Genomic DNA, 23156 nt, shown 5'->3' with positions numbered 1-23156 from the left:
CAGCACGATGACTGATAAAACTAAGATCTTTTATATTAAGAATGAACATACGCTCTTTCTCACCATATAAAATATACATAGCTGTTATTCGCGCGCGACGTTGTAAAAAGGCCAATATAGCTGGAGGGGTATTCACCAAAATGATGACTGCTTTTATCTATTCAACTTTAGAATTTTTATACCGTTTATTTTCTATAAAAATCGGGCGGAGTATATCAAAACTTAATGTAATTACAATCACAACACAAAAACAAAACCACCAAACAACACAAATAAAACGTAAATTCATCAATGAGATAAATTTACAATAAAATTCACTTATCTTGTTAATAAAAATATATTGCAATAATTCAGTTTTGTTCCTTACTTTTAATTAAAGTCATACTTATCTTATTCAATAAGAATATAACAGATGAATATAGTTAGGTTGATTGTGAGTAATTAAGGCCGAGTCATTACGACCTTAATTAGATGTCAATTAGTATCCTTTTTACATAAATATGAACTGACGATATAACTCATTGAGCTTTTCTCTAAAAATACCAACGTGTATTTCATCATTCGTATCACAAGCCACCAATAGTTCTTTTTCTGTTGTCGTAATTTGCTGGCATAACTCTGATAGATTAGAGCAGAACTCAACACTATGTTGTGCGGGCTCATTATTATCTATCCTTGCTTTTTTACGTTGAGAGGAGGCTGGTGTAATATTATGCGCTTTATTATATTCCACCTGACGCTCTCGGCGTTGTTGTGATTCATTCATCGCTTGCTGCATTGCAGGCGTCATTTTATCAGCATATAAAATCGCTTTACCGTTTGCGTTACGAGCTGCACGACCAATGATTTGAATCAGCGCCTGTGTTGAACGCAAAAATCCCGCATGATCGGCATTTAACACTGCGACCAATGAGGCCTCTGGAATATCTAATCCTTCTCGTAACAGGTTTATCCCAATAAGCACATCAAATTTACCTGCACGTAAATCATCTATAATTTCAACCCGTTGCTCGGTTTTTACTTCTGAATGAATATAACTGACCTTAATACCTTGCTCTACCATTAACTCATACAATGCCTCTGCACTTTTTTTCGTTAATGTCGTCACCAATACGCGTTCATCTTTTTGCGTACGCTCTGATATTTCTTTTAATAGATCGTCGGTTTGAGTCGCTAAAGGACGCACTTCAACAATAGGATCAAGCAAGCCTGTCGGGCGAATGATTTGTTCTATAACATGCTGCTGAGATTTTTTGAGTTCGTACTCACCGGGGGTAGCTGATACAAATACGGTTTGTGGTTTTATTTGCTCAAATTCTTTAAACATTAAAGGTCGATTGTTCTTCGCTGATGGCAACCGAAAGCCATAATCAATTAATGTCTCTTTACGACTCACATCACTGCGATACATTGCAGAAATCTGCGGGATCATCACATGGGATTCATCAATAAACAGTAAGCCATCTTCCGGTAAATAATCTAATAAGGTCGTCGGTGGCAAGCTAGGATCGCGATCGTTTAAATAACATGAGTAGTTTTCTAATCCTGAACAATATCCAAGCTGCTGCATCATTTCTATATCATGTGTCGTGCGCTCATACAGCCTTGCCGCTTCCACAATACGATTTTCATTATTTAATTCAGCGACACGCATTTCTAATTCTTTTTGAATTTCAATGCTGGCTTTCAGTAACTTGTCTTTTGAAGCGGCATACAAGGTTTTTGGAGAAACAAAATAATGCTCAATGTCGCCCAACACTTTCCCTGTAATAGGGTCAAGCCATTGTAGTTGCTCAATGGTGTCATCAAACATCACCACACGTATTGCTTTTGATTCTGAATCTGCTGGATAGATATCAAATATTTCACCATGGACACGGAAAGTTGCTCGTTCAATCGTTCGCTCACAACGGCTATATTGCAGCGCGACAAGACGTTGAATAAAGTCTTCCCTTTCGATGGTCATACCCACTGATAACGGAATTTGTACCGCGCGATATTGAGCTGGATCGCCTAAGCCATAAATAGCAGATACCGATGCCACGACAATCACGTCTTTACGTTCTATCAACGATTTGGTGGTCGATAAACGTAATCGTTCCAATTGTTGATTCACTGCAGAATCTTTACGAATAAAGCGATCACTACCAGGAATATACACTTCAGGTTGGTAGTAATCGTAATAAGAGACAAAATACTCGACAGCATTTTCAGGAAAGAAACGTTTCATTTCACTATAAAGTTGTGCGGCAAGCGTCTTGTTATGGGCCAATATTAAGGTAGGACGCTGAAGACGATGGATCATATTTGCCATCGTGAAAGTTTTCCCAGATCCGGTAACCCCTTGCAGTGTTTGGTGTGTAACACCGTCTTGAATATTACCGATTAATCGCGCTAAAGCTTCAGGTTGATCGCCTGATGGAGGATAAGCGGAATGCAAAATAAACGTATTCTGTGACATAAAAGTGACCTTTTAATGAGCGGCTTTTGTCAGTATACATAACGCATTATATTTTGCTGTTTAAACACTTAATCCCTTGCTACAAACTAATATTAATATTTTAGTTATCCAACTATCTCCTCAAGTATTGGCACCGAATCACAAAATATAAACAACAGCATTTTCATCGCACGAATTACATCATACACATAAAAAGCCGACTCTATCAGTCGGCTTTACTAAACAAATCGATTGGAAGTAACACTATTCCTGTGTTGAATCTGTGTCTTTTTCGCAGAACATGGTTGCCGCTAAACGCGCAAGGTTATACGCATCGACATAACCCGAATGCTGACGCCCTTCCCATTCAACACCAGCAATTTCCATTGCGGCACGTTGACCTAATCGTTTATTCGTCACATGACGCTGTAATTTAAATAAAGTGGCAAGATTTAAATATTCACGAAAAGGGACTTTTAGCTCTTTAGCTAAACATTCCTTTTTCAAAATACGATCATCATGTCCCCACGCTGCATAGATCTTATGTCGACCACCAAACTTTTGTTCGATCGATTTTAATATCACAGAAAGCGGCTTGCCATTTTTTTCAACGACCTCAGGTTTGATGCCCGTTAGTTCAGTACAAAACGGCGAGATTTCATCTTTTGTAGGACGCACATAATGTTGTGCCCGACGAACAATTTTTCCGGTGTTGAGATCAAGCTCTGCCACACCAATTTCGATGATTTCACCGGTTCTAGATGTGCGGCCATCATTCCAACAACACATTTCGAGATCGAAACACACAATACGGTCAAAATTCATTAGTTATCCAAGTGTCACAGGCAAAACAGCCGTTAATAATACCATTTTGTGTTAACTGCTTCATCCGTTAAGAGATGAGAGAAACCTATTCTATGGTGTTAATAGAGAAAAACATACAGCGAAATAATTAAGCTCACACTATCTGTAAGTACCGATCAACAACGTACATTTTTCCCTTTAGTTTATACCGTTTTTAATACTGGATTACATATCAGTTGATAAGAAAATCAAAGAAGATGCCGCTTGGATTGTGGGATCATCGTGTTCTAACAGTAAATTGCATAATCCTTTGTATGGTTACGTCAGTGAGTTAAGAATAGTTAATAGACCTTTATCACCCAATGAGTTGTTAACAAAAGCCTAGATTTCAAATGTAAAAAAGCCCGCAATTACTTGCGGGCTTTTTTATTTGGCTCCTCCTGCTGGACTTGAACCAGCGACATACGGATTAACAGTCCGCCGTTCTACCGACTGAACTAAGGAGGAATTATAATGGTGGTGGGGGAAGGATTCGAACCTTCGAAGGCAGTGCCGGCAGATTTACAATCTGCTCCCTTTGGCCACTCGGGAACCCCACCGAAATTTAATGGTGCCGACTACCGGAGTCGAACTGGTGACCTACTGATTACAAGTCAGTTGCTCTACCTACTGAGCTAAGTCGGCACTAAAATTTCGTCTATTTAACGTAACCGTTAAATCTAAATGTTGGCGGAGCGGACGGGACTCGAACCCGCGACCCCCGGCGTGACAGGCCGGTATTCTAACCAACTGAACTACCGCTCCAATTCTTTATGAAACCCGATAAATCGAATCTCTAGAATATGGCGGAGAGATAGGGATTTGAACCCTAGATACGCTATAAACGTATGCCGGTTTTCAAGACCGGTGCTTTCAACCACTCAGCCATCTCTCCGTAAGTGCGGCGAATATTACCGATAGATGTAAAACCTGTAAAGCCTATTTTTAAGAAAAAACGCTCACTCGATTAACAAACGCACATTTTGATAATATTTTTTGCAAATATGATAGTTATTAGATGGTTATGATCACTTAATCTTCAATAAATAATACAATTAAAGCTAAAAATAGATCATTTAATAGCAACACCTAACCTCAAAAGAATCATAGTAGATAACCAAATTTGCGGTTAACGATCACAAGAGATAAGAGGTAATCACCAAGTGAACTAAGGGAGAAATGGTAAGGTAGGTCGAGAGGAAAGATACCAATAACCAAGCAGCTACTAAGCTACTTACTAAGCTACTAAGCTACTAAGCTACTAAGCTACTAAGCTACTAAGCTACTAAGCAATGATTTTCCAAATTTAAGATGTAAAAAAACCCGCAATTGCTTGCGGGCTTTTTTATTTGGCTCCTCCTGCTGGACTTGAACCAGCGACATACGGATTAACAGTCCGCCGTTCTACCGACTGAACTAAGGAGGAATTGTAATGGTGGTGGGGGAAGGATTCGAACCTTCGAAGGCAGTGCCGGCAGATTTACAATCTGCTCCCTTTGGCCACTCGGGAACCCCACCGAAATTTAATGGTGCCGACTACCGGAGTCGAACTGGTGACCTACTGATTACAAGTCAGTTGCTCTACCTACTGAGCTAAGTCGGCACTATAATTTCGTCTATTTAACGTAACCGTTAAATCTAAATGTTGGCGGAGCGGACGGGACTCGAACCCGCGACCCCCGGCGTGACAGGCCGGTATTCTAACCAACTGAACTACCGCTCCAATTCTTTATGAAACCCGATAAATCGAATCTCTAGAATATGGCGGAGAGATAGGGATTTGAACCCTAGATACGCTATAAACGTATGCCGGTTTTCAAGACCGGTGCTTTCAACCACTCAGCCATCTCTCCGTAAGTGCGGCGAATATTACCGATAGATTTAAAATCTGTAAAGCCTAATTTTAAGAAAAAACACCACTCGATTAACAAATAATCAGAGTGTTAATAAAGGTAACAATATCGCCATTTGTAATCCATTTCGACGTTTATTTTTCAAGCAATACCGCGCTTTACATATCTTATCTTCTCGCAAGGGATTAAACACAATGTGTAAAGCTTGCATATACTAAAATCAGTTATCGCGCTTTTTAAGCGTTACTGAGATACACAAGGATGTTATATGCCATTCTATATAATACTTATTGCTGTTATCTTTTTTTGTTCGGGCTGTGTTGCGCTCTATCCCGCTCAATGGCAAGCCATCACGGTTATTGATGAACTCACAGGTGAGCCTGTTTGTCGTGTACGCGCAATCTCTCCAATGCAAACAGATAGCAGCTATTATCCTATTGTTGATATGGTTCATGATCAGGTAAGAGTCGGCATGCACAGCCCAGATCAAAACCCCTTGCCCGTTGGCGATATCCAATTACAGGTAGATAGTCATTATCGTTGGCTAATCAAGCAACGTGATATGCCCTATTACCTTCAACAACAAATGGATATTACACCTCATATTCTAATAGGATACGATCATTACTTAAGTCATATGAACATGCATCAGCGTGATGAATTACAACACAGTTTTAGCACTGTAACGGCAAAAGCGTTGGCTTCAAGATCGCCTTATACCGTTGCCACAGGTGATGCTGCTAAATCTTTATTTAATCAAATGCTAACAGGTGAGTTTTTAGAATATCGAATATTTCAAACTCCATTGCATGGATTAACTGTAGGCCGCTACCCTTTAGCCCATGATTACCTTAAAGCACTACAAACTTGCGGTATCGACTGGTACCCATAAGTTATCAAAGTAGATCAATAACCTAAAACCTGCGTATACTATTCTTATCACATCATATGACAGCTAAAGTTCAATGAAAAACGTATACCAACCTTTATTTGATGATAATAATCCACCCGGTGATATCTTTTTTGGTCATACGATTTTTCTGCCAAATACAGGAACAATGAAACATGCTCATCCGTGGGGACAATTGCAACTAATCAGTGGAGGGATCATTGAATTAAAAGCGGAGAGTAAACACTTTCTTGCCCCTCCCCAGTTTGCATTATGGGTACCACCAGCAATGGAGCATCAAAGTTATATTCGTCGTAGTTTAAATTATTGTTCAATGAACATTACCAAGCCACTCGCTAATGCGTTGCCGAATTATGCCTGTTTATTGGAAGTCAGCCCATTAATGCAAGCCATGGTGAGTGATTTACGCGAGCGCCGGATTGTTAGCCCTGAAACCCCGCAAGATAAACGCTTAGTGAAAGTGTTGTTTGATCAGGTATTAATGAGTAAAGAACACCATCAATACTTACCAACAAGTGATGATAAGCTCCTACAAACAATATTGATTGAACTTGAAAAAAACCCAACCAATAATCGCAGTTTAGCGGAATGGGCAAAAATGCTTCATACGACAGAGCGTACCCTTGCCCGTCACTTCAAAGATAAACTTGGGATGAACTTTACCGAATGGAGACAACGACGAAAGTTTATCTACTCACTACATTTACTGCGTAGTGGTTTATCAGTAAAAGAGATTGCATTAACACTGGGCTATCATCAGGCATCTCCCTTTATTACTGCGTTTAAAAAGCAATCAGGCAGTACACCCGATCAATATCGTCAGCGCTTAGGTGATGAGGCGATGCCACCGAAAATATAATTGTCTATATTGTTACTGCTCGCATCCATATTACTGATATTAAATTACTTACGATTCCAACGAGCAAATAGAATTTTACTACTCAGTAGAGTAAATACACTGCATTCACCATCGTGGATATAATCAGATTGAAATTCAGCAGTGGCATTATTCGCTAAATTTTTCACATATTGCTTGTTATCCACGATCACGATTTTAGTAAAACCACGCGAATACGGTGATACATCGTACTTTAAAAATTGTAAAGCGCGCTGTGGATCCCGCGTTGTGGTAATAATATCAGGGTAATGAGAAAGTCCATGCGTAATTTTTAATTTAAAAAATGCCATCACACGTTGTCAGTAACTTGAATTTTCGCGATAGTATTAAGATACGATTGACGCAGCAAGCACTCCCTTTTCGCTATTTATTCACTGTTACAGTTAATTACCATCTACTCGTCATTAGACATGTTTTGATACAGGTATTTGATAATTTAAGAGTCATTATAGACGCTAAGAGTAAACATACGATTTAACCAACAAAAGAAAGCCCCGCTAAATAGCGAGGCTTAAATGTGTCACTTATTAACAATTAATGACGTAATTCATCGAGTGGATAAGCATCTAACTCATCAGGGACTTGATCATCATCATCATCATCATCTTGGATATCAGGTTTCTGATCGTTATCCGTATCAGTTAAGTGAGTACGCGTAATAATTTCATACGATACACCACCAATTTCTTGATTATTACCCGCAGCCGTTGTACCTAACTGCATCACATCAAGATGGTAAAGTGCACTTTCTTTGTCTGTAATAGGCATAGGATCGGCGCTAAAGCGTAATTGCACATTTGCTTCATTAGCATTACCTGTTGGGGTTTGTAAATTACGAATAATAAAGGGTAATTGAGTGATCTCTTGCCATTCATCAACGCCTGTAAACTCAAGCAAATTAATCGCTAATTTACCACCATCAACTAAGAAGCGTTGCTGTTCATCATGACCTATTTGCAAAACAATCTGTTGATTATTCGTCTCGATCCCTCTAGCAATAAACGATATTTTTTGCTGCTGATTAATCAATAAATCAACCACATTCATATTCCGCCATGCAATATTATTGTTCTGACGGGTGTTATAGTTAATGCTCGCTGTTTCAGGGAAGCTCATTGGATCTTGTGGGTTAATTAATCGTGCCACTAAACAATAATGTCCCGTTGTTGGTGGTTCCCAAGCAACTGTCGCTTCTACATCAGCCCCCACGGGTAGAGTGCCGATGGTATCAGTACCCAGCAATGTCCAATCCGCAGGCCACGTTAATCCAGTAGATGCATGTGCCCAATACACTTCAACAGTGGTATTAAAGGCCGTTGCTGCACCACGGTTTTTCACATTAACGTAAATTTCATTTTTCTGGCCAAACTCTGGATTTTGATGCGGACCAGGGCTACCTGCAACCACACGGTTCCAAATCGCTTTACTGCGCCACATCGATTTACCAACCATATTGGCATCAGGCTCATTGCCCGTATCAGGTGCAGGACCAAAGTAATCATAATGGGTATCTTCAACCCACACATCAGCGGTCTCGTCACATGAGCTTGGAATACCAAAGCCATTAGTAACATTTAAACTATTACTACTTGGTGATATTGCATCAACACCAAGTCCAAAGCCTGCAAACGTACGCCAGATTAAGCACACATCTTCACCCGAATAGTTATCGATAGCAGCTTGGATAATACCGTCGCGTGTATCAATAAAGCTTGGTGAACAAATGGTATTTTTCAACCCTTCGGTGAAATACAACATGGCACGTTGGTTACCGCTTCCCCCTAATGAATTATACAAGTTAATATCAAAACCATGTTCATCAACCAATGCCCAGTACACTTCCCATGCCGCTTGTGCCCATACAGAGCCGACCCCATGAGGTACTGACATACCTGAGGTAATACTTTCATAAGTATAATTATTTATCGTTGAATCAGTACTGTAACGTTGCGGACGTATACCAGCCCCCGAGGTTGGTTGACCTAATACATAGGTCCCCATCGCACGAGGATCGGCCCCTGTGAGCCCAGCTGGTTGAGTCATCATTAAGGCATAAAGATCACTGATCCCTTCTGATGGTCGTTGGTAATTACTTAAACAATTTACATTGGCAGGGCCACCGACTAAACGATTGGAAATACCGTGAGCATACTCATGGACAATAATCGCATTATCAAAATCACCGTCACGCTGTGGAGTGGTATATGACCATAGGTACATTTGCATTCGAGGGCGTGTACCATCAGCAGGCGTCCAGAAGTTAGCATTATTCATTCCCCCGCCATCTTGCGCTTCGGCTTTAACATCATCGCCACCAGCACCGGGTGCTCCATATTGATTGACTTGGAAATTCCCTGAAGCTTGATCAAAGCCATATAAATAGGTGATATCGTGAATAATGTTATTCCAGTGGAATAAGTTTGCTACAGCCGCATCGCTGTTGTCTTGTAGTGGTAGAGTAAAATCCAGTGGGAAGACACAACTTATACCCGCCAAACAATCAGGCTCGACTCCTGTTGGTGAACCTGAATTATTTGAATCATTATACGCATGAACATTGTTACCTCGCATGATGGTATATTCATTGCCAATGGTGGCATTTATATCATGCCATCCCCATGGTGAACCGGGACTTGCCGCCGGATTAACTTCAATTTGTCGAGCGTTAACAGGTGTTGCATGATTCGGTGATTCAACAGGATATTGAAACACTTCATAGCTGTGCTCATCAACCTGATCAAAGTAAGCGAGAAGTTCACCACTATTGGCATCAACCAACATTTGATAGACATGACGTTGATCATGAGTAAAGAGTAAGAAAGACCATGCCAAACGTAGTTCATCATTTTTGACTGGCATGTAAACTAATTTAGCGTCAATCGGCTCTCTTGAAGCACTGGCGGCATTAACTTTTGTTGCTTGATCATCTGCGCCAAGATCTTCATTTTCAATGGTTGGCTGGTGGCGAACCTTGATCCCTACTTTTTCAGCCGCATTAATGATCGCTTGCTTAATCGTTATGGTGGGTGGTTGCTTACTCAAAATCACTTGATCAATATGTGGTGAGAAGGTGTTATTCACACTTAAGATACGACCATCACGATTCACATTTACTTGTAGCAAAGCATTAAAGACATCACGCCCATGGATTTTTTGTTGTAAGTAAAAACGCTTCGCACCTGTCGCTGCAGTTTCATAAACTTGTTGCTCTACATTGGCAATATCGGTAGGTGATAAATGTAATAATCGTCGATTATCTTCAAGAAAATCCATCACCACTTGCTCTGTGGTTTTACTTGGATCAGCATCAGTCAAATAGCCTGTCTGATTATAAAGAACACGCGCTACACCTGTGCGTTTTTCATAATCAATTTTCACCGGCGGTATTCTTACCATCATGTCATTAGCAAGGTTTATTTGCTCTGTACTGGGTAAAATATTGATATTTTCAGTTAAAGATACCCGCGTATCATAGTTTCTTGATTCAACAGCATCTGCTGGTGGTGATTCAGGGATCATTAAATATAAATCAACATTATTGATGCTTAGAGGTGCAGCATTAACGACTTTTTCAGCGACATAACCAATCGCTTTAGCCTTAATATCGTGTTCACCTATAGATGTATTGAATACCAGCGCACCATCACTGGTCGACGGATCTTCCCCAGTTACACCAATAGGAGTTGCTGCATCATCAATAAAGATTTGAGCATCTTTAACAGGGTTACCGTTGACATCATAAACATTCACCACAAAATGGGCATTAAGTGCCGTTACAACATCAATCGTTGTATCGTTAAACGTCACCTGACAGCCTAAGGTTTTATCATTGTGCTCTAAATGAAAACTCTCTGAAGTACAACTTGCAAATGCAACAGTCGGATTATCCGCGGTATCGAAAAATTTTAATGTTAAAAACAAACCATGGATCTGTGTTTGAGCAAAATTCAAATTCATCGGTAGCGTTGCGATGTAACTATCAGGTGTATTTGGATCTTGGGTAAATATCACTTGATCATCAAACACTATCATATTGTTAGGATCTAATAGCTTAAGCTCAGTATTAAGATCTGATAATTGCTGAACATGGGTAATAATCGAGTTAGGAATTTTAACCGTGATATCTGTAGTCTCTCCTTGCTCATTAAATGTAATGACGCTGACCCCCATCAATGGAACCACATCATAATTCGCAATAGCAGTATTTTGATCAATATTTAATACTTGGTTTGGTATATCTAAATGTCCCACTTTTTCAGTGTCATTGTAGAAATTAATATCAACGAAATAGCTACCATATTGGATATTAAAAAAAAGATCAGATTGCGCTGAATTTTTGTTGATTAAAAACTTCATTTCTTGATTATTATCAAGCCCAATACCAACAATAGGGGTTCCTAAACCTAATAAATTTAATTCGTTAGGATCGACTTTAAAAAAGAGTTTAGCCATTTCAGGATTAACAGAAACGTCAATATCAAGTTTGCCTAATACAGGGGTTAAATTCATCGCAATAGGGGAATTACCATCGACAATATTGGTGTTCGCTTCACCATGATATTTTTGTCCATCATGCTCAATATCAAGCATAAGATCATAATTACCCGGTGTTAAGCCAACCGTTGTTTCCGATTCCACTTTAAACGTATCAAGATGTAGATACGCTTTCCAATCGAACTCATCGACAGCATTCGTAGCTGTATTCGTTGCTTGTAAAGTCCCCACTAATAAGATTGGTGATGAAGTATTTTTTCCTATTTGTTCATTTTTTGTGGAGGGGATAGCCATACGAAATGCAGTGAATTCAGGAGTAAAATCAATGACTACAGTTTTACTATCACTACTGGGTGCTACTGTATCTTCACTGCTACCATTACAACTCACAATACTTATTAGCATTGCGAGCCATATAAACACTCGGATAATTTTCATGAGCAAGCCTCTATTTATCTCAGTTTACTTTGCGAATACAAATTAACTTTGTGATTATAGAAACGGTTTATTTTTTATTTGTCTTGTTTAAAAGAAAGAAAATACTTAATAAATAAGTACCATTGAAATATTAAAAATAGGATAAATATAACAAGTAATTAAATAAAATATTAGTTAAAAAAAAAGCGAGCAAGATGCTCGCAAACGTAATATACAATACAAAAGTGATTATAATTCAAGATCCTTCTTAAATAATTAATCCTTAGTACGATAAGACAAAGGTTATATCGGTAATTATTTTGCCATATACGTAGATATATTTGTCATAACAATGTAAATACACAACATATTCAAAATTAAAATAAGCAAGGTTAAGTAAATTTACTTAACCTTGCTTTATTGATTACCACGAAGAGCCAAGAGAAAGGTAGAACGAGTTATTGCCGTCTTCTGCTTGACCATAACTCAAGTAAACAGGACCTATAATAGAGTCAACAGCAACATAAACACTGCCTGCAGTCACAGCTGAGCCCCAAGACATTTCTGAAGATTTAGCCCAAACTCCCCCATGCTCTAAAGACCCTCCCACATAAACAGGTAATTTAAATGCGCCAAAGTTATTATCCATGACACGATAACGATAGACAATGCTAGTAAATGCACTGTAACGGCCATTTAACTCGTAACGGTGATAACCAGATAAATTAAATAAGCCACCTAACGCCTGAACAAATATCGGTAATATTTCGTCTGAATCAGATCCAGCCGTTTTCGCATTTAACACCAAGGTATGTCGATCATAAGTAAACGGTTTTTTAATCGATAAGTTATAAAAAGTGGTATTGCCATTTACTTCACCCTTATCTTTATACTCACTGGTTGTTTGGTTATAACCCGTGGTTGCATTCGCATATAAACCTTTTGACGGAAAATAGAAACTATCTAAGTCATCATAAATTAAGTTTATATAAGGGCCGTGCACGAAATAATTCTCTTTATCTCGTTTTGAAAGGACCGTGATAGAGCCTTTTTGAACACTGTATCCAAGAACTGCTTCTGCTGATGATTTTAAATTCCAACCAATAGCAGCATAACCATTAACATGTCGATATTCAGTTTCGATATTAAACCGATCATCACTATTCCCATCGACATAATTAATAGTAGGACGATTGAATTTCCTTACCTCGTTACTTGCACCAGCACCAATTTCTGTAAAAAATTGCTGTTTATAATCGAGTGGGAAATAAAATTCAGTATTGATATTTTTCCAACTACCTAATGAGAACTCTGTTAGCCACTCTCCCCCTTTATCAGTGAGATCGGTATATAGATATTGAGCACCAAAAGAGAAGTTTGAACGATTGACAAAATCATCTTCGAACGCCAAAGTAAAGTTTAAATACCCCGGTCCCCATGATTTTTCATTAATATCCATATCAAGCACGTTTTCGCCGTTTTCTTGCTTAATTTGGTAAGTAATTCGACCATAAACATCTTCACTTTGTAGTCGTTTAACTGCTTGCTCTAATTCTTCATTAGAAATTACTCGACCAGTTTTTAAATCCAACTGAGACAATAAGGTTTTTTCAGGTAAACGGGTATTATTCTTTATTTTTATCTTATCAATGTAATAAGCAGAAGCTGCGGTTAATTGGCTTCGACGATTTTGTTTTTGTTTAATATAAGCTTGATAATCGTGATCTGATAATTGATAACGAAGTAATTTTGGTAGCGAAGCCGTTGCCACTTTCCTTCCCGCTAAATATGCTTTTTTCATTTGATCAAAATCAGCGGCAGTCATAAATGACACATCAGGCTGGAGATATACATCACCTTCGGCCATGAGACTTTTTTGCAGATCAGCACTCGCATTGGTCATATAAGTCGTTAATTGAGCAACGATATTTAACGCACTATCAAGATCTTTACTTGGCATTAAATTATCACGTAAATCAACCGCAATAATGGCATCAGCACCAAGCACTTTGGCCACATTAACAGGCATATTGTTAACAACACCACCATCAACCAATAGTTTCCCATTTAAGTGAACCGGCTTTAACGCCCCTGGTACTGTCATTGATGCTTGCATTGCTGTCGCTAAATGACCTGAACTTAATATAACAGGTTTCACTTTAGCAATATCGGTAGCTACACTTCGATACGGGATTGCGAGCTGATCAAAAGATTTTAAAGCAGGAAGGTTATCAGTCACATCTCGTAGAATTTTAGCAAATCCTTGACCTTGAAATGCGCCTGAACGCGATTTAAATTCACCATTCAGGTCGAGACCAATATCAGTATGTAATTGATATCTATCACTTTGCTGCTTTCTACGTAACGTAAGATCGTTACGACTAGCACGATCGAGGTAACCTTCTTCCCATTTAACACCAAAGGTACGACGTTTTACTTCTTTAGCACTTAACCCCATGGCGTACATACCGCCAACATAAGCGCCCATACTGGTACCGGTTACGATATCAACAGGAATGCGGTTTTCTTCTAGTACTTCCAGTACGCCGATGTGAGCAGCTCCTTTTGCACCACCACCGCTAAGAACAAGTCCAATCCGTTCTCGATTCAGTTTGGGACGTTCATCTACACTCGCATACACTGTAAGAGACTGTACACTGAGTGCCATAAATAATACGGTTTTTATTATTCTATGCTTTTTCAACACCATGAAGTTCCCAATCATTTAGCGCTATCACAATGAAAATATTTTAACCAACGAGTTCCTCTCATCGTTAAAATATTCACTAAAACTACGAATCGCTTAATAAAATACACTAAATACTAAATATTCCGTTAATAAAATGAAAAAAGAGCGTACAAAACGCTCTTTTTCTTTCTAACGCAACAGCTTTAAATGCCTTTGGCGACATCATCAAGTGCTTTTAAAACCTGCTCATTAATATGGCCTTCATGGACAAGTTGACAGACTTTTCGTCTAACAGCTAAGCCTGAAATTAAACGTTCAATCGATAAATGACGTTCGTCTTGGCGACTGTTATATAACTCAACGGTACGACTTAAAGTTTCATAACTGACTTTTTGACCAGAAACATATAACCAATCTAGCTTCTCTAAGTATCCGTGGCACTCTTCAGTAATAACTGATGATGGATGACCAGTCATTGCAGATAAAGCCGTTATGCTTCGCTGGAGCGCTTCTGGTGAGGTATATTTAGATAACACAATCGTTAATTCATCTGCATTAATCTCAACAAGATGCTTACGCAACTTAATACGACGCCCTAATCGGCCTTTCGGACGCGGTGCCTTTCGCTGAATCGGTTCAAACTCACCATCAATAATGGCGGATAATTGTTCTAATTCTTGCTTTGGCATGATCTCATTACGTAACGGGTTTGGCATTGTTGGTGCCATCGTACGCTTACCTTCATTGGTCGTTTTAGCACGTGAATATCGGATCACTTCATCAGCATCACATTTAATATCAATACGATAATCTGTGTAACGTTTATCAGGCTCTTCAGCACTGATCGTTAAATGGTATCCCCATAAATTCACCGCAAATATCGTTTCTGTTACTTTTCCTTCAGCTAATTTTTTCAATTCTCGAATAAGATCAGAAGAAAAACGTCGCCATTCAATATTTCTAGCAAGCTTTTGATTTAAATCACTTAAAAGCATAGAGTCATTGACACGACGAGACATGCGACTACGGAAAAAAGTATACAACTGAAACACAAGCGTATGCTGACGTAAAATTTCAGGTGGAAACAAGAAAAAATAATCGCGTGTTAATAGTTCATCAAAAAATGACGGTTCCCACACCAAAATATACAAATTAGGTTTGATCCTGATCTCACCATCTTCCCCTTCTTGAGGCGCTTCTTCTGAAGCCGTGATCGTTCTAGCAATAAAACGAAAACGATCACTCTTAAACCCTTCAGGCATATTTTCACTTAGCCAACGACCAGTGAGTTCGTGTAATTGAAAATCAGTAAATTCAATACGATCAATACTTTCTCGAATAGAATCGCGTGCCGGGCCACTGTCTTTTTTGCCTCGTAGAGCCAAAATATCAGTGATATAGACTGGCGTCTTATTTACCATCGATCGCGCTTGAATTTCATAATCAGCGATATGGTGATCATGGTACTGAACCGTTAGGGTAAACAACGCAAACAGTGTCATGAGATCATCCACCGTCATGATCGACTTTGATGATCGTGTCTCAATGATCGCTTTCGTACCACTGATCGCAACCATTGATTTTTGATAACTTTTTTTAGTTCTCGGTGGCGCTAACGCTTGATCAATGATCCCTGCCCAGCTGGTTGGTGAAACCACAATTTGATCAGCTTCATCAGGCATACTAGGTGGGGTGCCTAAACCATGTTCTGTCAGTAAGCGTCGATTAACATGATTTTGTGCTAATGCTTTTGAACGTTTTTGTTTTTCTTTTTCTTTAAATTGGTCTGATTGTAAACTCCCCGTGCCCAATTGAGAGATCAGCAAAGATGGATTGATGAAGTGATGCAGCATGGTTTTACCGGCTAAGCCTTCTTCGAACCTTACAGGCTGCTGATTAAATAAACCAACACTCACAGCTGCACGTAAACGTTGCTGAATTGCCGCTCGCGTTAATTGACCTTCCGTTGCTTCAACAAGTTCAGTTGTTGATACATAACCATCTTTGCTTGATAAACCACGTAGCGAAATAATATTGAGCAATTCAATAATACTTTTGGTGACCCCTTTGAAATGTTGATATTGCGGAAGCCAATCGACAAGATTTGAATGGATCAAAAATAAATGACCATCTTTGTGCGATCTAGGGGCTTCGATCAATATTTTTTCAATTGGGGCATTTTCACTATTACGAGGTTGTTTCATTTGTCATTGGCCGTAGATTCATCATCTTTCCGCAAAGATTAATAGAAAAAGATCAATAAATAAAGTTTTTTATTTAAAGATTTTTAATACTGATCTTTATGATTAATTCTGATCTATTTGATTAACTGATCTAATGATCTGGTTCTATTTTACAATGTAACATTTTGTTTTAAAAGAAGATAAAATAGTGACGTTACGGAACAATGATCATGGTTTTATCGGAAGTGTGATCAACAGTTGATTGAAAACATGATCATCATAACATAGGAAGCATGATCATCTGGATTCTGAAACGATGATCAACATTCAATTGAAAGCATGATCATAATAGATTCAATGCTTATTCACAGGGTTATCCACAGTAATCCTTTATCTGTATTGATTGATCTTTAATTCCACGCTGTAAAAGTCATTTATTAAGGCGTTTTTAGTCGGAACAATGATCATGTAAGTGCCGTTCGAACCATTTTGTTTAAATTCTATTCACTTTTAAAAGTCGGATAAAAAGTAATTACCGCGACCATAACGATTAATCCATATTACATTGATTCGTTATGTTGCTAAAGAAGTGCCTATTTTGTCGTTTAATATTAGGAAAAATGATCAAGTAAATGAATCTGCATTTCAAATATCTGTACTATTTATTCAATATTGACCTTTTGGACACCTTCTAAGGGAGGTTTTGTGTGCTAAACCCTTATTGAACCTACATTCACCGTAACTTATCACCTTTCGATCATGCTTCCGTAACTATTGTTGTAAGGCGCTAGCGCCTCCCTTTTACCTTGATCATTTTTCCTGAAAATTTGATCTTATAATCGATTGAAGTTCTGATTTATATTGCCGTTAGAGCACTTGATCATCGTTTCGTGATCGCAGCTATTTTCTCGGAACAATGATCAAGATTTTGTTCGCTCTATTTCGACTTTTAGGTGATGAGATCTGGCTTTATTTGCTATTTCATAATTTTTTTAATGAAATAGCTATGAAATTATTCAATTTCATCATAGTGTTAGATCTTATCGTTATTTGTCTAATTTTAGCTGTATCTGAAATTGAAATAACATCTCCCGTAACTTAGCTTGTTTTTCTCATGCTTCTGTAAATAGCTAGCTAAAATCAATTTACATTGTAAAGTTGTGACGTTGTAACACTTTAAATCTGTCTCTTATTTCGAGTAGTTAATCACATAGTTAACGTCATAAAATGTTCAAATATTTATCTCATATCTGCTTTTATCAAACATAAAGCTTTTTGACTTTAGATTAATATCACACTGATTGTTCAGCTTTTTATTGTTATGTTCTGTGTTTGTTGTACAATATTGCTCAGTCTATCATCATGGCGAAGAGTGATAATGAATAGGGAACAGACGATCCAAAATTTGCTCAACATTGCAGAGCAAACAAAACAAGTACAAGCGGACCGAATTGAGATTGTTTTAGAAGAGCGTCGTGAGGAGCTATTCCCTCCGATGTCTAAGGCTTTAATGGAAACACGCTCAGGGTTAACAAGACGTAAACTTGATGATGCAATTTCTCGTATGGAGGCTGATGGTCATCAATTTACGAAAAATAATGCTAATCACTACTCTATTACATTAGAAGAAGCCCATAAGCTGATGAAAGCTGCAAAAAAACCGGCTTTTCATGAGAGAGAAGGAGCTGGCCGTAAACCTTGGGTTGTTAATGTTCAGAATCAGAAAGGTGGTACGGGTAAATCAATGACAGCGGTTCATATCGCTGCTTGTTTAGCATTAGATTTAGATAAACGCTATCGTATTTGTCTTATCGACCTTGATCCACAGGGTTCATTACGTCTGTTTTTAAACCCTCTTATAAGTGTGGGAAAACAAGAAACGATTTATTCCGCTGTTGACGTTATGCTTGATAACGTACCTGATGGCGTTGAAATGGATAAAGATTTCTTAAAAGATAATGTGGTTATGCCAACCCAATATCCTAACCTTAAAACGATAGCGGCCTTCCCTGAAGATGCGATGTTTAATGCTGATGCATGGCAAGATCTTGCAGTAAATCAAGACCTTGATATTGTTCGTTTACTCAAAGAAAAAGTCATTGATCCAATTGCAGATGAGTTCGACATTATTATGATTGATACGGGTCCTCACATTGACCCACTGGTATGGAATGCAATGTATGCATCTAATGCGTTAATCATTCCTTGTGCTGCAAAACGTCTTGACTGGGCATCTACTGTTAACTTTTTCCAGCATTTACCGACTGTTTACGAGATGTTCCCTGAAGATTGGCATGGTTTAGAATTTATTCGTTTAATGCCGACAATGTTTGAAGACGATAATAAGAAGCAAGTTTCTGTGTTAACTGAAATGAATTACCTGCTTCGTGATCAAGTTATGATGGCAACAGTGCCACGTAGCCGTGCATTTGAAACTTGTGCTGATACCTATAGTACGGTATTTGATTTAACGGCAGCAGAGTTTGAAGGGGGTAAAAAGACCCTTTCAACCGCCCAAGAGGCTATTCAACGCGTTGGTTTAGAACTAGAACGCGTTATGCATAGCCACTGGGCAAATCTTAACGAGGAGTAACTAACAGATGGCTATTAAAACAACTGATCTTAATGCTCGTCTGTTCGGTAAAGCGGACAAACGTCGCGCGACTAATGTAACAGAAGCACAAACAGCTGCGCGCGATAAAGCTGCTGTAATAGAATTAGCGGTAGCGGGTGAAGAAACAGTTGCGTTTGAATTAATCAAAATTAATGCAGATGATGTCAGTACTAAAACCACTGTTTTTGCTGAGAATGCACGTGAACAAGCATTTTTAAATGAGCATGCACTCGCTGATATATTATCGACATTGAAAGATCGTGGACAGCAATATCCCGCTGTTGGTCGTTGGTTAGATGATGGTCGTATTGAAGTTTTAGACGGTAGCCGCCGTCGAATGTCTTGTATTTTAGCTCATAAAGATTTCTTAATTTATGTTGCTAAAGGCATTAATACTGAACACGCTAAATTTTTATCTGACGTCGCTAACGCTCATAAACCGTTAAGTTTATTTGAGCGTGGTAAAGAGATGCAACATCTCCTTGATAGTGGAAAAGTTGCGGATCAAAAAGAGTTAGCGCGTTATTTACAATGCAGTGAAGCCCTGGTGAGTGGCGCTTTAAAAGCGGCAAGTTTACCGATGGAATTGCTGATGGCTTATCCTAGCGTTGGCGAACTTGGCCGTCCTACGATAGTTAAACTTCACCGTGTGTTTTTTGGCTTAGACGCTGAACAACAGAAAAAGATGATTGAAGAGCTAAGTGCAGAAAATACGGCACTTTGGAAAACAATCAAAGCACAAGGGATCAGCCGTATTACTCGCGAAGTGACGGTTAAACTTGAAGAGATGGGTGATGCACTTCAGCCAAAAGCTGTTGTTGAAAAACCAAGTTCTCAAGAGCTTATTAAAGGTAAAGTAAGTTATACCCGCGATGGTGATAAGTTACAGTTACGTTTGAAAAAAATGAGCGATCGCCAAGTCAGTGACATTCTTGATTATTTAAATGATTATCTGAAATAATCAATTCTTATTAAAACCACGCACTCTAGCGTGGTTTTTTTTCATCTCAATTTTGTTTCACATGTTATGATCTCAGCAATCATGTTGTTCAGGTTATTGTATGTTATCACTTCTTCCTACGTTTATTTCTAAGCTTCATGGGGACTCTCTTGCAGCTAATTGCCGTCGACTTGTTATTGTTGAAGGTGATCTTTGCTGGTCAACTCAGATCACGCAAGTATTTTCTGAACACTATTCAGCGATGCTTTGGGCGGGTGATAATGCGCCTGACTCTATGCTTCATTGTCCTTTTAAAACAGCGAAAAAGTGGTTGGGACAAGAAACAGATTGTATTGCAATTAACGCTCATCACGGTATTGATGCGAATGTTATTGGTGCGTTGTCCGGCACAATAAAAGGGGGCGGGGTAATGTTATTACTCTTACCTCTTGGATGGAAAAGCGATGCTAATATTTCTCCATTTATGAAGCGGCTATCATTATTGTGTGCAGATCCTGATGTGATTACGTTATGCCAAGATACGCCTATTCCGATATTTAAACCTTGGATTCACCAGTCACCTAATAGTGTTGATTTTATCTCTAGTGCTCCTCGGTTTTGCTTATCGCAACAACAAGAGCTTGCGGTAGATGCCATTATCAAAGTTGCTGTTGGTCATAGGAAGCGCCCGTTAGTTTTATCGGCTGATAGAGGGCGAGGTAAATCGTCATCGTTAGGTATTGCTGCTGCTGAATTAATGCTAACGCGTAAAATGAAAATTGCGGTGACGTCTCCTTCTTTTTCTTGTGCATCTACCGTTTTTTCGCATGCCCAGCAACGCTTGGTTGACGCTGATACCACTCACCCTCATCGCTTATTATGCCAAGGGAGTGAGCTACATTTTATTGCGCAAGATGTTATTTGTGATGTTGCAGATAATTTTGATTTTATTCTTGTCGATGAAGCTGCAGCGATTCCTGGTGATACCTTGATCGCGTTATTAAATCGACATAATCGGTTAGTCTTTGCCACGACGATTCATGGTTATGAAGGGACAGGGCGTGGTTTTGAAATTAAATTTAAGCAAGCCCTCAATAAAAAAATGCCGCAGTGGAAAGCGCTTCATATTGAGCAACCTATTCGTTGGCAAGTCAACGATCCGTTAGAGCAGTGGGTTTTCAATGCATTACTGCTTAATGCAGAGTACTCAACAATAGAGACATTATCTGATGCGACCATTTCTTATGAACGCGTTACTAAGTCAGAGCTTGTTGCCAATAAAAATTTATTGTCTCAAATAGTTGGTTTATTAATTCATGCCCACTACCAAACCTCTCCCAATGATGTTCAACAACTTCTTGATGATGCTAGCCAACACCTACTCGTCGCCCGTACGGAACAACACGTGATTGGTTGTTGTTTGCTCGTCAAAGAAGGCGCGTTTGATGAGGATTTAGCGCAAGCGGTTATGCTTGGACAGCGAAGAATCAAAGGGCATTTATTAGCGCAATCTATCGCAGCACACCTAGGTTTAAAAGCGGCAGCGAAACAGTCTTGTTATCGAATATTACGTATTGCTGTTTTACCGGCACTTCATCGTCAGGGGATCGGTCATCAGTTATTATCTCGTGCTGAGAAGTACGCTTTGTCGTGCGGCGTTGACTATATTGGTACAAGTTTTGGTGCTTCTGATGAACTAGTAAATTTTTGGCATAACGCAGGTTTTACTCCTATTCGTTTAGGCATAAATAGAGATGCGGCCAGTGGGCTTCATTCATTACTCTGCGTTAAGGTATTCAATCCTTACTGCTATGATTCTTGGTTCAATGATGCTGCTCTTTTATTTTCTGCGAGTTTTTGCGCTCAAAGAGTAGAACAGTTCCAACAACTAGCACCTGAATTATTTCTTCGTTTATATAGAAATGGGAAGACTCAATCAATTGATTATCAACTTCCTGAACCCTTTATTCAGTCTCAACTTAAAGGCTTTTGTTTGGGGGCGTTAGGCTATGATTATGTGGTTGCAAGTATTGAAACAAGGTTATCATCTTATTTACTAAGTGATGATTGTACTCGAAATGAAGAATTGTTTTTTGTAATCGCAAAAGTGATGCAGCGCCAAGCTTGGACTGATGTTATCTCTACGTTCAAATATACTGGACGAAAACAAGCAGAAAGCATTCTTCGCCAATTTGTCAGCGAGAATCTTATCTAGTGATGGCTTCGATTTTGGGAGTACTGTTTACAGTGTAAATTGTTTCTCTCTTTTATTTACAGTGTAAATTGGATATTCACTTTACACTGTAAATTACCCGTTTATTCTTTTCTTACTTCTTACTTCTTACTTCTTACTTCTTACTTCTTACTTCTAAGCGCCTCTACAGAACTTGCCTTGTATATTTTATTTTTACCGTAGAATGGTGCTTTTTATTTCTTCCGTCGAAAAATATTTTTATATTAATTTGTGGCGTTTGGAAGAGGTAGCTGGTACTCACTTATTTAATTGAAAGGTTGGGTGATAACGTATGTCCTTACTGTAAATTATATATGCAATCTAATGTATATATAATTTACAGTGTAAATATTTAAATTGCTGACGAGTATTTACACTGTAAATATAATGAATGATGGTTAATTGTTTATTAATATTTTCTAGATGCTAGATGCTAGATGCTAGATGCTAGATGCTAGATGCTAGATGCTAAAGTTGAAGTGCTATATTTACACTGTAAATGAAGAACCAGTTCTAACTCGTATTATTTTTCGAGAATGAATTATATTGTGAAAATCGATAAGACGATAAAAGAAGGGGTAACAATTAAAGCATTGATAGGTTGGGAATTGAAAGTGCACCTATTTGCCGTTGTCCAATTCA

General features: G+C 38.6%; 11 protein-coding genes and 10 tRNA genes. 5 read left to right on the top strand and 16 right to left on the bottom strand.

Annotated features, from left to right (window positions below):
* Positions 1-490 precede the first annotated feature (490 nt).
* From uvrB to C9J45_RS17490, 12 genes are all read right to left on the bottom strand, one after another.
* Positions 491-2461 (bottom strand): excinuclease ABC subunit UvrB, encoded by a 1971-nt coding sequence (uvrB, locus tag C9J45_RS17545; RefSeq protein WP_107208298.1) that lies wholly within the window; start codon positions 2459-2461, stop codon positions 491-493.
* Between the two features lie 243 nt (positions 2462-2704).
* A complete protein-coding gene (locus C9J45_RS17540) occupies positions 2705-3265 on the bottom strand; it encodes a 3'-5' exonuclease (RefSeq protein ID WP_107208297.1) in 561 nt (186 codons plus the stop codon).
* Positions 3266-3675: 410 nt separating this feature from the next.
* Positions 3676-3751, bottom strand: a tRNA-Asn gene (locus C9J45_RS17535).
* A 7-nt stretch (positions 3752-3758) separates the two neighbouring features.
* Positions 3759-3843 (bottom strand) — tRNA-Tyr (locus C9J45_RS17530).
* 9 nt (positions 3844-3852) lie between these two features.
* A tRNA-Thr gene (locus tag C9J45_RS17525) sits at positions 3853-3928 on the bottom strand.
* Positions 3929-3971: 43 nt separating this feature from the next.
* Positions 3972-4048 (bottom strand) — tRNA-Asp (locus C9J45_RS17520).
* A gap of 39 nt (positions 4049-4087) precedes the next feature.
* Positions 4088-4178, bottom strand: a tRNA-Ser gene (locus tag C9J45_RS17515).
* Positions 4179-4633: 455 nt separating this feature from the next.
* Positions 4634-4709, bottom strand: a tRNA-Asn gene (locus tag C9J45_RS17510).
* A 7-nt stretch (positions 4710-4716) separates the two neighbouring features.
* A tRNA-Tyr gene (locus tag C9J45_RS17505) sits at positions 4717-4801 on the bottom strand.
* 9 nt (positions 4802-4810) lie between these two features.
* Positions 4811-4886, bottom strand: a tRNA-Thr gene (locus C9J45_RS17500).
* Positions 4887-4929: 43 nt separating this feature from the next.
* A tRNA-Asp gene (locus C9J45_RS17495) sits at positions 4930-5006 on the bottom strand.
* Positions 5007-5045: 39 nt separating this feature from the next.
* A tRNA-Ser gene (locus tag C9J45_RS17490) sits at positions 5046-5136 on the bottom strand.
* 268 nt (positions 5137-5404) lie between these two features.
* Between C9J45_RS17490 and C9J45_RS17485 the strand changes: the two genes are divergently transcribed.
* Both C9J45_RS17485 and C9J45_RS17480 read left to right on the top strand, forming a co-directional pair.
* Positions 5405-6028 (top strand): hypothetical protein, encoded by a 624-nt coding sequence (locus C9J45_RS17485; RefSeq protein WP_107208296.1) that lies wholly within the window; start codon positions 5405-5407, stop codon positions 6026-6028.
* Positions 6029-6101: 73 nt separating this feature from the next.
* A complete protein-coding gene (locus C9J45_RS17480; RefSeq protein WP_105061658.1) occupies positions 6102-6905 on the top strand; it encodes a helix-turn-helix transcriptional regulator in 804 nt (267 codons plus the stop codon).
* A gap of 44 nt (positions 6906-6949) precedes the next feature.
* Here the strand turns inward: C9J45_RS17480 and C9J45_RS17475 are convergent, their stop codons facing one another.
* The 4 genes from C9J45_RS17475 to C9J45_RS17460 form a co-directional block, all read right to left on the bottom strand.
* On the bottom strand, positions 6950-7234 hold the full coding sequence (locus tag C9J45_RS17475) for a hypothetical protein (RefSeq protein ID WP_105061657.1): 285 nt from the start codon (positions 7232-7234) through the stop codon (positions 6950-6952).
* Positions 7235-7478: 244 nt separating this feature from the next.
* Entirely contained in the window at positions 7479-11876 is a 4398-nt protein-coding gene (locus C9J45_RS17470; RefSeq protein WP_107292822.1) for a M36 family metallopeptidase, read from the bottom strand.
* A gap of 403 nt (positions 11877-12279) precedes the next feature.
* Complete coding sequence (locus tag C9J45_RS17465; RefSeq protein ID WP_107208294.1) at positions 12280-14580, bottom strand: patatin-like phospholipase family protein; 2301 nt, start codon at positions 14578-14580, stop codon at positions 12280-12282.
* Between the two features lie 167 nt (positions 14581-14747).
* Positions 14748-16748, bottom strand: a complete 2001-nt coding sequence (locus C9J45_RS17460; RefSeq protein ID WP_107208293.1) for a replication initiator protein RctB domain-containing protein — start codon at positions 16746-16748, stop codon at positions 14748-14750.
* A gap of 1357 nt (positions 16749-18105) precedes the next feature.
* Between C9J45_RS17460 and C9J45_RS17450 the strand changes: the two genes are divergently transcribed.
* The 3 genes from C9J45_RS17450 to C9J45_RS17440 all read left to right on the top strand — a co-directional run bounded on the left by C9J45_RS17450 (position 18106) and on the right by C9J45_RS17440 (position 22496).
* A complete protein-coding gene (locus C9J45_RS17450) occupies positions 18106-19320 on the top strand; it encodes an AAA family ATPase (RefSeq protein ID WP_045085008.1) in 1215 nt (404 codons plus the stop codon).
* Positions 19321-19327: 7 nt separating this feature from the next.
* On the top strand, positions 19328-20302 hold the full coding sequence (locus C9J45_RS17445) for a ParB/RepB/Spo0J family partition protein (RefSeq protein WP_045085007.1): 975 nt from the start codon (positions 19328-19330) through the stop codon (positions 20300-20302).
* Between the two features lie 100 nt (positions 20303-20402).
* Positions 20403-22496: a tRNA(Met) cytidine acetyltransferase TmcA gene (locus C9J45_RS17440; RefSeq protein WP_107208291.1), complete on the top strand. Its 2094-nt coding sequence runs from the start codon at positions 20403-20405 to the stop codon at positions 22494-22496.
* Positions 22497-23156: the final 660 nt, after the last annotated feature.

The organism is Photobacterium sp. GB-1 (assembly GCF_003026165.1).
Lineage (GTDB): Bacteria > Pseudomonadota > Gammaproteobacteria > Enterobacterales > Vibrionaceae > Photobacterium.
This window is presented reverse-complemented; position numbering and strand designations above follow the sequence as displayed.